General features: G+C 69.9%; 9 protein-coding genes. 2 read left to right on the top strand and 7 right to left on the bottom strand.

The window, feature by feature from the left end:
* Positions 1-112: 112 nt before the first annotated feature.
* Positions 113-1,282: an acyl-CoA dehydrogenase family protein gene (locus tag ACRWNM_RS13660; protein ID WP_431967234.1), complete on the bottom strand. Its 1,170-nt coding sequence runs from the start codon at positions 1,280-1,282 to the stop codon at positions 113-115.
* Between the two features lie 244 nt (positions 1,283-1,526).
* Between ACRWNM_RS13660 and ACRWNM_RS13655 the strand changes: the two genes are divergently transcribed.
* Together ACRWNM_RS13655 and ACRWNM_RS13650 are read left to right on the top strand one after the other, a co-directional pair.
* On the top strand, positions 1,527-2,048 hold the full coding sequence (locus ACRWNM_RS13655; RefSeq protein ID WP_431967232.1) for a hypothetical protein: 522 nt from the start codon (positions 1,527-1,529) through the stop codon (positions 2,046-2,048).
* A gap of 299 nt (positions 2,049-2,347) precedes the next feature.
* The gene (locus ACRWNM_RS13650) at positions 2,348-5,527 is read left to right on the top strand and encodes a BTAD domain-containing putative transcriptional regulator (RefSeq protein ID WP_431967230.1); all 3,180 of its coding nucleotides are present in this window, start codon (positions 2,348-2,350) and stop codon (positions 5,525-5,527) included.
* A gap of 153 nt (positions 5,528-5,680) precedes the next feature.
* Here the strand turns inward: ACRWNM_RS13650 and ACRWNM_RS13645 are convergent, their stop codons facing one another.
* The 6 genes from ACRWNM_RS13645 to kstR form a co-directional block, all read right to left on the bottom strand.
* Positions 5,681-6,301, bottom strand: a complete 621-nt coding sequence (locus ACRWNM_RS13645; RefSeq protein ID WP_431967228.1) for a maleylpyruvate isomerase family mycothiol-dependent enzyme — start codon at positions 6,299-6,301, stop codon at positions 5,681-5,683.
* A 183-nt stretch (positions 6,302-6,484) separates the two neighbouring features.
* On the bottom strand, positions 6,485-7,354 hold the full coding sequence (locus ACRWNM_RS13640) for a metal ABC transporter permease (RefSeq protein WP_431967226.1): 870 nt from the start codon (positions 7,352-7,354) through the stop codon (positions 6,485-6,487).
* A gap of 227 nt (positions 7,355-7,581) precedes the next feature.
* Positions 7,582-8,493 (bottom strand): metal ABC transporter ATP-binding protein, encoded by a 912-nt coding sequence (locus ACRWNM_RS13635; RefSeq protein ID WP_431967224.1) that lies wholly within the window; start codon positions 8,491-8,493, stop codon positions 7,582-7,584.
* Between the two features lie 20 nt (positions 8,494-8,513).
* Complete coding sequence (locus ACRWNM_RS13630; protein ID WP_431967222.1) at positions 8,514-9,395, bottom strand: metal ABC transporter solute-binding protein, Zn/Mn family; 882 nt, start codon at positions 9,393-9,395, stop codon at positions 8,514-8,516.
* Between the two features lie 201 nt (positions 9,396-9,596).
* On the bottom strand, positions 9,597-12,167 hold the full coding sequence (otsB, locus tag ACRWNM_RS13625) for a trehalose-phosphatase (protein WP_431967220.1): 2,571 nt from the start codon (positions 12,165-12,167) through the stop codon (positions 9,597-9,599).
* A gap of 393 nt (positions 12,168-12,560) precedes the next feature.
* Positions 12,561-13,211, bottom strand: a complete 651-nt coding sequence (gene kstR, locus ACRWNM_RS13620; RefSeq protein ID WP_067842427.1) for a cholesterol catabolism transcriptional regulator KstR — start codon at positions 13,209-13,211, stop codon at positions 12,561-12,563.
* Positions 13,212-13,270 lie beyond the last annotated feature (59 nt).

The following is a 13,270-nucleotide window of genomic DNA, read 5'->3' as shown; positions in this document are numbered from 1 at the left end:
CTGGGAAGCGAGACGGCCGCGAACGGGCTCGTCAGACTCGCCCTCGCGATGGTTGGGGAGCGCGGAGGACACAGCGTTGGGTCCTTGGGCGTGCCGCGCTACCAGTGGAGTGTCAGCGCAGGATCTTGCGGCCGATCGCGTACTTGTGGACTTCGGTGGGTCCGTCGTAGAGGCGGAAGGCGCGCATGTCGCGGAAGATCATTTCGACCACCGTCTCGTCGCTGATGCCGATGCCGCCGAGCACCTGCACGCAGCGGTCGGCGACCTTGAACAGTTCCTCGGAGACGTAGGACTTCGCGATCGAGCTCTCGTGCCGCGCCTTCTCGCCCTGGTCCATGAGCCAGCAGGCGTGCCAGATGGTCAGGCGGCACTGGTGCAGCGCGATCTCGTTGTCCGCCAACATGAACGACACACCCTCGTGTTCGCCGATCGGCTTGCCGAACGCGGTGCGGGTCTTGGCGTGCTGGATCGCGATGCTCTGTGCCCGTTCGGCCGCGCCGAGCCAGCGCATGCAGTGCGTGAGCCGGGCCGGTGCCAGCCGCAGCTGGGCGTAGCGCAGCGCCTGCCCGGCCTCGCCGAGCAGCGCCGACTTGGGCAGCACCAGGTTGTCGAACCGGACGACGCCGTGCCCCGCGACGTAGTTGCGGTCCATCGTGTTCATCGTGCGCTCGATGACGATGCCGGGCTGGTCGCCGTCGGTGAGGAACAGCGTGGGCCCTTCGGGCAGGTGCGGGTTGGCGGCGAGGCGGGCCATGATGATCCAGGTCTTGGCGCCGTTGGCGCCGGTGATCAGCCATTTGCGGCCGTTGACGGTGAAGTTCTCGCCGTCGAAAACGGCCTCGGTGGCCAGCTGCGCCGGGTCGGAGCCCGCGCCCTCGGGTTCGGTCATCGCGAAGACCGAGCGCTGGTGTCCGTTGATCACCGGCATCAGGTAGCGGTCGATCTGCTCCTGATTCGCGACCTTGGACAGCAGGAACATGTTGCCCTCGTCGGGCGCCGCGCAGTTCATCGCGATCGGGCCGAGGGTGGACCAGCCCGCCGCCTCGTAGATGACGGCCTGTTCGACGTGGCTCAGGCCGCGCCCGCCGAGCGCCTCGGGGGCCTGCACCGTCAGCAGCTTCTCCGCGCGGGCGAGTTCCACCAGCTCCTGGCGGAGTTCGTCGGTGGGCCCGTGCGCGGTCAGGCGCGGATCGCGCTCGAACGGGACGATTTTGTCGATCACGAACTGGCGGACGCGGTCGCGTTCGGCGGCGAGTTCGGCGGGAATCGAAAAGTCGATCATCGTTGGTCACCATTCGTTCGGCGGCGGGTGAGTCCGAGCATACGAAACCCGCCGCCGTTGACTGAAGGCGGCTGCCATCACAGAGGTTCGATAGCGCGTCGCGACCCGTCTACCTGCACTGACAAGCCCTGTCGGCGCGATGTCGGCGGCCTGTCAGCCGGGCCGCGCATCTTTGGTTCATCGAGAGCGCGGGCCCCACCGGCCCCGCCCCGCAGGACCGAAGAACCGGATGAGGAGAACCACCATGCTGACCGTCGCCGCCATCGCCCAACTGCTGATCGCCGCCGCCTTCGTGAGCATCCCCCTGGTGCGCCACCGCTACGGCGCCGCCGCGAAGGCCGCCGCCGAGGCGGAACTGAACCGCCAGGGCGTCCGGCCCGGCGTGCTCGCCGAACACGGCATGCGCTTCGACGCGGGCGGCCACGAGACCTGGGCGCCGTTGTCCATCGCGCTGGTCATGGTCGCGCTGGCCGGACTGAACCTGGCCGCCGTCCCGTGGGGCCAGACGCTGACCTGGATCTGCCAGGTGCTCGTGGTGATCGTCAACATCGTCATCCTCTACAGCAACCTGACCGCCGCCAAGAGCATCGAGCACGCCTTCGCCAAAACCGGCGACCCGGAACTCGCCCGCATCGACGCCCGCCGCTTCCTCGCGGCCGCCGAGAACGCCTTCCCGCGCTGGGTGATGCCGTGGCTGCAGAACGCCCGCCACGCGATCGTCTTCGGCGGCTCGATCCTGGTCCTCGTCGCTCTGATCGCCGCCTGACGCACCTCGACCCGAAGCCCGGTTCCGCATTGCGCGGGACCGGGTTTCGTCGCATCCAGGACCCCAGCCTCCGCCTCCGCCCACCAAGCCAGCTCCCTCCGCCACCACAGTCGGCCACCGTGGTGGCCGGCGTCGCCGTAGCGGGTTGCAATGCGCCGGCAGCGCACGGTCAATCCCCGACCACCTCACCGCTGACGTTGTCGCACACCATGCACACGCCTTGCATAGGCACCGCCTGTGTGAGGCGTTCGGAAGGTGTGTGTCATCCAGCCCCGGACATTTCTGACAGGCTGGACGCCGTGCGTGTTGCTCTGCTCGGTCCGATCGCCGCCTTCGCCGACGACGGGTCGCCTCTCGATCTCGGTGGTGTGCGGCTGCGAATGCTGCTGGCCAGGCTGGCGCTGGAGGCGGGACGGCCGGTCTCGGTGGACGCGCTCGTCGACGGGCTGTGGGGCGAGCAGCCGCCCGCCGAAGCGGCCGGTGCGTTGCAGGCATTGGTTTCCCGGCTGCGCAAGGCCTTACGCGGCGCGGGCACACTCGAACTCGGTCCCGGCGGCTACCGGCTGTCGGTGCGCCCCGAGGATGTGGACGCGCACCGCTTCGAGTCCATCGCCGCCGACGGCCGCCGCGACCTGGCGGCGGGCAAGGTGGCGGCGGCGGGAGCCACGCTGGCCGACGCGCTCGCGCTCTGGCGGGGGCCCGCGCTCGCCGATGTGCGCGACGCCCCGTTCGCCGATCTCGCGGTCGCGCGGCTGGAAGAGCTGAAATCCACCGTCGCCGAGGACAATTACGACATCGAGATCCGACTCGGCAGGCACGCCGACGTCCTCGCCGACCTGGAAGCGGCCGCCGCCGAACGCCCGCTCGCCGAGCGACTGGCCGGGCTGCGCATGCGCGCGCTCTCGGCCGCGGGCCGCCAGTCCGACGCACTGGCCGTCTACGAACAGATTCGCGAGCGGCTCGGCGACGAACTCGGCGTCGATCCGTCCGCCGAACTGCGGGAGGTCCACCTGGCCCTGCTGCGCGGCGAGCTTGATCGCCCCGCGCCGCGACCGGAGCCGACGGTGAACCGAATTCCGTTGCCGCTCACCAATTTCGTCGGACGGGAACGCGAGCTGGCGCGGGTCGCCGAGTTGCTCGACGCGGGACGTCTCGTCACGCTGGTCGGCCCCGGCGGGGCGGGCAAGACCCGGGTGGCGGTCGAAACGGTCACCCGGCACCGGGCTCACGAACGCGGCCGGGTCTGGTTCGTCCCGCTGGCCGGCGTGAGTACCCCGGAACAGCTGACCGACACCGTGCTCGGCGCGCTGGGTTCCTGGGACCTGCGGGTGTCCGACAACCGGCCGACGCAGCCGCTCACCGGACCCGACCGTATCGCCGAACTGCTCGACGTCGGTCCCGCGGTGCTGGTGCTCGACAACTGCGAGCATCTGATCGAGTCCGCCGCGGAACTGGCCGACGGCCTCCTCGAAAGGCTTCCGCAGCTGCGGATTCTCGCGACCAGCCGTGAGCCGCTCGCCATCGCCGGCGAGGCGCTGTACCAGCTCGGTCCGCTCGAATTGCCCGGCGAGGCAGTCGAACTCGCCGGTGTCGCCGATGCCGCCGCGGTGCGGCTGTTCCTGGACAGGGCGATCGCGGCCCGCCCCGATTTCGTCTTGGACGCCGAGACGGCCGGGCCGGTAGTGGACATCTGCCGTCAGCTCGATGGCCTGCCGCTGGCGCTCGAGCTCGCGGCGGCCAAGCTGCGTTCGATGAGCGTCGAGCAGATCGCGCGCAGACTCGACGATCGCTTCCGGCTGCTGACCTCGGGCAGCCGCACCGCACAACCGCGCCAGCGCACGCTGCTCGCCCTGGTGGCTTGGAGCTGGGACCTGCTCACCGAGCCGGAACGGACACTGGCGCGCAGACTCTCGCTGTTTCCCGGCGGCGCGAAGCTGGAGGCATTGGAGGAGATCTGCGCCGATGCGACCCTGCCCGGCGAGGACGTGCTGTATGTGGCCGACGCGCTGGTGGAGAAGTCCGTCCTCACGGTCTCCGGCGACCCCGAGCCGCGCTATCGCATGCTCGCGACCATCCGCGCCTACGCGGCCGACCGGCTGGAGGAGACCGGTGACGACCTCGCCGATCGCTTCGCCGAACACTACCTGGCGCTGGCCGAGCGGCACGAGCCGTCGCTGCGCACCCGAGACCAGCTGCGCGCCATGGCGATTCTCGACGCGGAACACGAAAATCTGGTAGCCGCACTGCGATCCACGCTCCACAACGGTGACGGCCTGCGCGCATCGCGTTTCGTCGGCGCGTTGTTCTGGTACTGGGGCATCCGCGGCATGGGCACCCAGTTCGAGACCTTCCTCGCCGCCGTACTGCGCCTCGACGACGCGCTGCCCGAGCGCGAGCGGGCCGCACTGCGGCTGATCCAGTTGCTCGCGGGCGCGCCGATCACGGAAAGCGTCGCGGTGCGGACGTTGATCGAGGACGGCGAGGTGGCGGGCGCGCTCGACTTCCACCCGGCCCTGTTGCTCTGGGTTCCGCTGCTCGCCGCGTCGGCGGGCGCCGACGACCTCGGCGCACGCGTGCTCGATCGGGCGCTGGCCGCGCCGGACCCGTGGGTGCGGTCCTGCGCGCACTGGGCCCGGGATCACGTGTGGACAGAACAGGGCGATCGGCGTGCGGGGACCGAAGACCGTGCCGCGGCGCTGCGCGGGTTCGCGGCGGTGGGCGATCGCTGGGGGCTCGGTATGGCGCTGCTGGCTGTCGGCCGCGATCACTCGCTGCGCGGCGAACACGACGACGCCATCGCGGTCTTCGAGAAGGGCGTCGCGGTCAGCAGCGAACTCGGCGGCCAAGACGATCTGTTCCACTGCCGCGCCCGGCTCACCGCCGAACGCATGCGCGCGGGCGACCTGGACGGCGCGCTGCGCGATATCGAGGCGATGCGACGGCAGGCCACCGAGCGAGGCCACCGGCGCAGCGCCGCGGAGACCCTCTTCGCGCTCGCCGAATGGCACCGTCGCGCGGGCGACGTGCCCGCCGCCGACCGCACGATCGACGAGCTCGCGGCGATCGCCGACCGGCTCGGCCTCCCGGACGCCATGGCCGCCGATCTCGTCACCGCCGCCCGCCTGGCCAACCGTCTCGCCGAGGGCGATGCGACCGCGGCCCGCGCGCTCTTTCCCCGCGCTGCCGCGGGCCTGTTCGCCTGGGCCGACGCCGCCAACACCGCCCACGTCGCCGAACTGCTCGCCGAACTGCGCACACTCGAGAACGCCCCCGAGGACGCCGCGGAAGCCCTCGGCCTCAGCGCGTCCCTCCGCGGCGACTTCGACGCGGGCGAACCCCGCCTCACCACCTTGGCGAACTCCCTCACCGACCGACTAGGTCAGGAAACCTACAAAGCCGCCTTCCATCATGGCGCGACCCTACCGAGGGCCGAAGCCCTAGCCCGCCTCCGCACTGCGGTAGGCCTCACCGACCAGTGACCCACGCCCCGCCCATTACCGGCGTTGTAACGTCCACGGCCGCATTGCCCAAACGACATGATGAGCGCAATCGCCATGAGGCGCGCCGCCGCTGACGGTATGTCGGGCCGCAGCTCAGCGCGGCACGACGAGGCGGTCGACCTGTCCGGGGACTCAGACGCGCCGCACGAGTCGCGTATGTCCGGGACCGGTCAGATCATCGAGGGCCGAGGGCCGCGCTGCCATCGCCATGAGCAGCGCCTCACCGGTGCCGCGTACCTCCGGCCCGGCGCCGAAGGTCCAGTCGATGTCGGTGGCGACCAGTCGCAGTCCACGCACCAGCCACGCACCCCGGATCAGCGGTGCGAAGCGGACGAAGTCGAGTGCCGCGCGCAGTCGAACCGGCGGGATTGTTCGCGCCAGTCCCAAGGGCCGCCGAATGTCCTGGTGATGAATCATCGCCTCGGCAAGAGCGACCCGCCCGCCGAACCAGGCGGTCAGGCCGACTGGTTGCTGCCGAGCGCGGATCAGCTCGACCAACTGCTCTGGGCTCGCGTCGAGGTATCTCGCGACATCGGCCGCATTGATCCGAGCCAGCGACCAGCCGCGGGCGCGGCGGCAGGCAAACCTCATCGGCGTCAGCTCGCCGTAGCCGATCACGTGCGCCGCCACGTCGCGCACCCGCCACTGCGAACAGAGGCTTGGCGCCTGCCACTGGTTGTCGGAGAGGCTCGCCAACAGGTCTGCCAGTTCGGCCCGCTCCGCGCGCGCTTCTGCGTTCATCTCCGTGGTCATCGCCATCCCCCACGCCGCTCGGATGCCGTCGGCACCTCACAGCGTGCCAGCGACCCCGGTCGGTGACAAATCGGCTCAAATCCGATCGCCGACTGGGGCCGTCGAACCAGATGCGGTGTCGCATCAAGCCGTATACGACGTGCTGTGCACGATCGGCGGCCTACCCGACCGATCGGCACCGATTCAGCGAAATCGCGCCAGCTGGCGGCGGCGGTTGCCGATCACCCGGCAGACCACGTAGATCGAGAACGAGATCGCCGTGACGAAGGTCGACACCGGAACGCCGGGGGCCAGGGACAGCAGGATGCCGCCGACCGCGGCGAGTTCGGCGAAGACGATCGCCAGGATCGTCGCGCGGGCCGGGTTGGCGGTGAGCTGGGCGGCGGCCGCTGCGGGGGTGATGAGCAGCGCGAGCACGAGCAGCGCGCCGACGATCTGGACGCCGAAGGCCGCGGTGATGCCGAGCAGCACGGCGAAGATCACCGCGAGGGCACGCACCGGCACACCGCGCGCCACCGCGACTTCCGGATCCGAGCTGGCGAACAGCAGCGGCCGGTAGATCACCGCGAGCACGCCGAGCACCAGCACCGTGCAGGTGATGAGCAGCGCGAGACCGCTGTATCCGACGCTGACCACCTGACCGGTCAGCAGCGAGAACTTGGATCCGGCGCGCTCCGGCCCGAGCCAGAGGAACAGCACGGAGAGCCCGAGCCCGAACGAGAGCACCACCGCGATCACCGAATCGCGTTCCCGCGCACGGGTCCCGAGCACGCCGAACAGCACGGCGGCCACCACCGACCCGATGATCGCCCCGAGCCCGACTCCGATCCCGGCGAGCAGCGCCGCGGCCGCGCCGGTGAGCGACAGCTCGCTGGTGCCGTGCACCGCGAACGACATCTGCCTGCTGATGATCAGCGGACCGATCGCCCCGGCGAGCAGCCCGAGCAGGGCCGCCGCCAGCACCGCCTGCTGGACGAAGTCGTAGGAGAGCAGATCGACCGTGGTGGACAGGTCGAACATCTTCGAGAAGACATCGGCGAGTTTGCCGGTCATGCCCGAACCTCGCTGAAGCTCGGCTCCGGCATGCCCGAGGCGCGCTGGCACATGATTCGCTCACTGCGTTCGCTCATGCCTTCGCCTCGCTGACGCTCGGCTCCAGCATGCGCGAGGCGCGCTGGCACATGATTCGCTCACTGCGTTCGCTCATGCCTTCGCCTCGCTGACGCTCGGCTCCAGCATGCGCGAGGCGCGCTGGCACATGATTCGCTCACTGCGTTCGCTCATGCCCGAACCCCTCTCGTATCGGGTTCGGCGTGGCAGTGCTGCGCGCCTGCCGCGCCGAGGGCGTCCATGGTGTCACCGGTGCCGACCACCACCAGCCGCCCGCGCACCCGCAGCACGTCGACCTCGGTCTGGTACAGCTCGGAGAGCACCTCGGAGGTCATCACCTCGTCGGGCGCGCCGATCCGGAACTGGCCGTCCACCAGGTACAGCACCCGGTCCACCAGCGGCAGAATCGGATTGATCTCGTGGGTCACGAAGAGCACCGCGGTGTCGTGGCTGCGCCTGCGCCGGTCGATGAGCTCGGCGACCAGTCGCTGGTTGGCCAGGTCGAGGCTGAGCAGCGGTTCGTCACAGAGCAGCACCTTCGGGTCGCCGACCAGTGCTTGCGCCACGCGCAGGCGCTGCTGCTCGCCGCCCGACATGGATTCCAGTGGCGCGTTCGCGAACTTCTCCGCGCCGACGGCCGCGATGGCGGCGTCCACCTTGCGTTTGCGTTCGGCCCGCCCGCGCAGGCCGAGGCCCCAGCGGTGCCCGTCGACGCCGAGGCCGACCAGGTCGACGCCGCGCAGCTGCACGCCCGCGTCGATCGTCTTCTGTTGCGGCACATAGCCGATATCGGGATTGCCCGCGCGCGCAGGCGATCCGGCGACGAACGCCCGGCCGGAGCCGAGGGCGAGCTGGCCGAGGAGCACCTTGAGCAGCGAGGTCTTGCCGGAGCCGTTGGGGCCGAGCACGGCGATGAACTCGCCGGGAGCCACCTCGAGATCGAGCCCTTGCCAGAGGGTGCGGTCGCCGAACGACAGCCGGGCGTCGTCGAGGCGGACGGCCGCCGTCCCGTCGGTGTCGACGAGCCGCGGACGCACCGGTGCGGTGTGCTCGGTCAGCGCGGCTCCCTTGCTCGTGGACATCTCGATCAGCTGCTCGTCGATCAGCCCAGCGCTTCGGCCAGCGCTTCGGTGTTCTTGGTCTGCCACTGAATGTAATCCATTCCCTCGGGGAGGGTTTCGGTCACCTCGACGACGGCGACGCCGTTCGTCACGGCCAGCTCGCGCAGGTCGCGGGTGATCTTGTCCTGGGTCTGCACGTTGTAGACGAGCGCGCGAACCTGCTTGCCGGTGAGCAGATCCCGGGTTTCCGCGACGGCCGCGGGCGCGGGATCGGTCTCCTGCTCGATCGCCTCCTGGAACTCGTGCGGGGTGCGGTCCTCCGCGCCGGCGGCGCGCAGCAGGTAGTAGGCGAGCGGTTCGGTCTGCAACACCGGCGTCTTCGGGTGCTGGGCGGCGAGCGCGCCGGTGGCCGCGGTGATCCCGCCCAGCTGCGACTTGAAGGCGGCGGCACGGGCGGTGTAGTCGGCGGCGTGCGCGGAGTCGATCTCGCCGAGCGCGCCCGCGATCATGTCGGCGACCGTGCCGACGGTGGCCACGTCGTACCAGACGTGCTCGTTCTCGTCGCTCTTGTCGGCGCGGGACTCGAAGGCGTCGACGGCCCGCTTGCCCTTGCCGGAGATGGCCTTCTCGATGAATTCGTCGTAGCCGCCGCCGTTGTAGACGATCAGGTCGGCGTCGCTGATCTTCGCCGACTCGACCGCCGAGGTCTCGTGCGAGTGCGGGTCGGCGGCGGGGTCGGTGATGATCGAGGTGACGGTCGCGTCGGGACCGGCGACGGTGGCGGCGATATCGCCCCACACATCGGTCGAGGCGACGACCTGCGGTTTGCCCGAGTCATCGGAGCTGCCGCAGGCGGTCAGCGCGAGGGCGGTCGCCACCCCCACGGCGATGCCGGCGAACTTCGAGGCAATTCGGCTACTCACGCGGAAGCACTCCTGGCGATACGAACAGAGCAGGATGAGTGCTCCAGAACATAATGGAAATCGTTACCGTTTGACTTTATCAGCCCCGTGCAACCCGGCCACCGCCCGGCCACCGCCACATCGCTGCCGAAAGCCGCCCCGGGAAACGCCGAGGCCCGCGAACCGGATGGTCCGCGGGCCTCGACGGCCGGTCCGTGACCTCTAGACGAGCACCTCCACGGGCTGTGCCAGCAGCTGCGCGCAGCGCAGCAGACCGAGGTGGCTGTAGGCCTGCGGGTGGTTGCCCAGCGACCGCTCGGCCACCGGGTCGTACTCCTCGCTGAGCAGCCCGGTCGGTCCCGCCACGTCGACCAGCTGGGCGAACAGCGCCTCGGCGTCCGAACGCTTGCCGATCAGCAGGTACGCCTCGACCAGCCAGGCCGCGCACAGGTGGAATCCACCTTCTCCGCCCGGCAGGCCGTCGTCGTGGTGGTAGCGGTACACGGTCGACCCGCTGCGCAGCTCGGCCTCGGTGGCCACGACCGTCGCGGCGAAGCGTGGGTCGGAGGGATCGATCAGCCCGCTCAGGCCGATGTGCAGGGTGGCCGCGTCCAGGTCGGTGCCGTCGTAGGCCGCGGTGAACGACTGGACCTCGTCGTTCCAGCCCTTGGTCTTGACCTCCTCGGCGATGGTGTCGCGCAGCTCGATCCACTCCGGCTCGACCTGCCGGTCGAACTTCTGCGCCAGCGTCAGCGCCCGGTCGGCCGTCAGCCAGCCCATCACCTTCGAGTACACGTGGTGGCGCGGGTTGCCGCGGATCTCCCAGATGCCGTGGTCGGGCTCGGTCCAGCGACGCTGCACCGCCGAGACCATGGCGTGCACCAGTTCCCAGTCGGCGTCCGGCAGCGCCTTGGCCGGATCGGTGACGCCCTTGCGCTCGCGTGCGTGCGCCAGCGTCGCGATCAGGTCGACGATCGGTCCGAAGACGTCCAGCTGCACCTGCATGTTCGCGGCGTTGCCGACGCGCACCGGGCGCGACCCGGCGTACCCGGGGAGCTGGTCGATGACGGCCTCGGGCGGCAGCGTCTCGCCGTAGATGGTGTACAGCGGGTGCAGCCGCTCGGGTCCGGGCAGCGTCTCCAGCACGCGGTGCACCCAGCCGAGGAACTGCTCGGCCTCGGCGAGCGAGCCGAGGTTGACCAGCGCCTGCGCGGTGAGCGCGGCGTCGCGCAGCCAGCAGTAGCGGTAGTCCCAGTTGCGGATGCCGCCGATGTCCTCGGGTAGCGAGGTGGTGGCCGCGGCGAGGATCGAGCCGGACGGCGCGTGCACCAGCCCGCGCAGGGTGAGTGCGGAGCGCTTCATCAGATCCGGCTTCAGCGGCGGCAGCTCCAGCGCGCTCGACCACTCCGACCAATACCGCTGCGCCTCCCTGCGGCGTTCCGGCTCGCCGGTCATCGCGGGCGCGAGATCATGTGTGCCGCAGCGCAGTTCCAGCACGATCGGGCCGTTCGCCGGGTCGACCACGGCGCGTGCGACATCGTGCGTTCCGTCGCTCTCGATCTCCCACCGGACACCGGGGGAGCGCAGCACCATCGGGTCGTTGGTACCGCGCACCCGCAGGCCCGCCGGATCGGGTTCGAGCGACACCGGCACCTGGCCGAATTCCGGCCGCGGCGCGAAGGTGACGACCGCCTTGGCCACGCCCGAGATCACCCGGGTCAGATCGGTACGGTTCGGCGTCACGTCGTGCGGCAAGTAGTCGACGACTTGCAAACTGGCCCAACGGGTTTCGACGGTCATGGTGCCGTCCACGTAGCGCTGCGAGAGCGGCAGCCCCGGCCGCTCCGGCGCGACGGTGAAGTGGCCCGCCTGCGGTCCGCCGAGCAGGTGCGCGAACACCGCGGCGGAATCCGGCTCCGGGTGGCAGAACCAGGTGACCGTGGCATCGGGGGTGAGCAGCGCCAACGAGCGCGGGCTGGACAGCATGGTCAGTCGCTCGATGCGCGGCGCGCTCGCGCCTGCCAGCCAGGTGCGCCGTTCCTCCAGCAGGAAGGCCAGCGCGCACGCGACCGCCTCCGTGCTGGCCACCCGGTACTTGGCCATGCTGTCGCCCTCGCCGACCTTGATGCCGACGTCCGGGCCGGAGAGCACGCGGAAGGCCTTCTCGTCGGTGACGTCGTCGCCGAAGAACACCGCGGCGGTCGCGCCCTCTTGGTGGCGGATGGTGTCGAGCGCGTTGCCCTTGTCGGTGGGGACGACGGCCAGCTCGATGACGGCCTTGCCCTCGGTGACCTGTACGCCGACCCAGCAGGCCGGACCCTGGCGCACCGTGGTCAGCGCCCTGCGGCCGATCTCGGGGCTGGCGTTGCGCACGTGCAGCGCGATGCTGGCCGGCTTGATCTCGACGGTGACGCCCGGATTGCCCGCGGCGATCTGCGACAGGGAGTTCTGCACTTCCTGGAGCAGCTGTTTGGCGTCGTTGTCGATCGCGTGCACGAAGCCGACGTCGAACTCCGAACCGTGGCTACCGATCAGTTGCACCTCGACCGGAAGCCGGGAGAGTGCCGCGAGATCACGCAGCGCGCGGCCGGAGATCACGGCCGCCGTCGTCCCGGTGAGTCCGGCGAGAGCGCGTAGCGCGCTCACCGATTCTCGGTGCGGATACGCCTTGGTCGGGTCGGACACGATCGGGGCCAATGTCCCGTCGTAGTCCGACGCGACCAAGAGCCGTGGCTCGCGCGCGACCGTCGACAAAGCTCGTCGAAGTTCCTGTGGCAGATCCTGTGCGCTCACGCATCCAACCTAGTGATCGGAGGAGTTGTTTCAGGGGCGGGCAAAACAATACTGGGTTGAATTCACCGCACCGCAGTGCGCCGGTATGCGTGCGCACGATTGCAACCCGGTTATCGGGATTTGCCCAGTTAACGCACAGGTAACCAGCAAGTAACTTTCCGCGGACCCGAGCGGAGTCGGGTCGCACGGCGATCACGAGGGCCGTCACGGCCGAGCCGTTTCCTTCCGGCGGATCGGCCGGATATGAGTCGCTTTGTCGGACATGACGGTTCGCGGTCTGCTCCGCGTGCAGAGGCAAGCGCGGCATAACACCACGGTAGTCCGGTCGCGGGCAGTCTGCCCGGCGACCGGACTCGTCGATCCGATTCAGAGGGAGCGAGTTATCGCATCCGGCTATTTCGCCGCTTGGTCTCCGAGCAGAAGATCCACGGTCAGTTCGAGACGGTCTGTGACATCGGTCGCCGAAGCCCGTCGAGTGAGCCACGCCACCAGATTGGAAAGCCACACGTCACTGATGACGCGAGCAATGGCCAGTTGCCGCTCGGTCGGTTCTCCGTCGTTCATGGCGCGGGCGAAAACCCGATCCATCACCTTGCCGACGCGATCCACTTCGGCCGCGGCCGAGGCGTCGGCGAACATGAACGCGCGCGTCATGGCCTCGGTGAGCAGCGGGTCGCGCTGCATCATCCGGGTGATCTGGGTGAGCAGCAGGTGCATGCGCTCCTGCGGCGTCGTTCCGGCAAGCGGCTTGCGTTTGCCCTCGATCTGCTCGAACTCCCTGGCCAGCGCCGAGACCAGCAGGTGCACCTTGGACGGGAAGTACCGGTAGAGGGTGCCGACGGCCACATCCGCGCGCTCGGCGACGGCGCGCATCTGCACCGCGTCGTATCCGCCCTTGGAGGCCAGCGCCAGCGTCGCGTCCAGGATGCGCTTGCGTCGCTCGCGCTGCGCGGCCGAGCTCAGATCGTCCTCGCTGAGCGTCGTGACGGTCGCTGGGCGGGCGGCGCTCGCGTCGGCGGGCTGCGAGCGGGAGGGGCTGGCCATCGAAAAGGGTCCTTTCCTCGAACGTCGTACGTCGGCCTGGCGCGCGGTGCTGACCGATA

Origin of the sequence: Nocardia sp. bgisy134 (genome assembly GCF_965341865.1) — a bacterium.
Lineage (GTDB): Bacteria > Actinomycetota > Actinomycetes > Mycobacteriales > Mycobacteriaceae > Nocardia.
This window is presented reverse-complemented; position numbering and strand designations above follow the sequence as displayed.

Excerpts from the sequence above, each read along its gene's own strand:
- kstR (WP_067842427.1), bottom strand. The coding sequence starts at position 13,211 with ATGGCCAGCCCCTCCCGCTCGCAGCCCGCCGACGCGAGCGCCGCCCGC.
- ACRWNM_RS13660 (WP_431967234.1), bottom strand. The coding sequence starts at position 1,282 with ATGATCGACTTTTCGATTCCCGCCGAACTCGCCGCCGAACGCGACCGC.
- ACRWNM_RS13640 (WP_431967226.1), bottom strand. The coding sequence starts at position 7,354 with ATGACCGGCAAACTCGCCGATGTCTTCTCGAAGATGTTCGACCTGTCC.
- ACRWNM_RS13645 (WP_431967228.1), bottom strand. The coding sequence starts at position 6,301 with ATGACCACGGAGATGAACGCAGAAGCGCGCGCGGAGCGGGCCGAACTG.
- ACRWNM_RS13635 (WP_431967224.1), bottom strand. The coding sequence starts at position 8,493 with ATGTCCACGAGCAAGGGAGCCGCGCTGACCGAGCACACCGCACCGGTG.
- ACRWNM_RS13655 (WP_431967232.1), top strand. The coding sequence starts at position 1,527 with ATGCTGACCGTCGCCGCCATCGCCCAACTGCTGATCGCCGCCGCCTTC.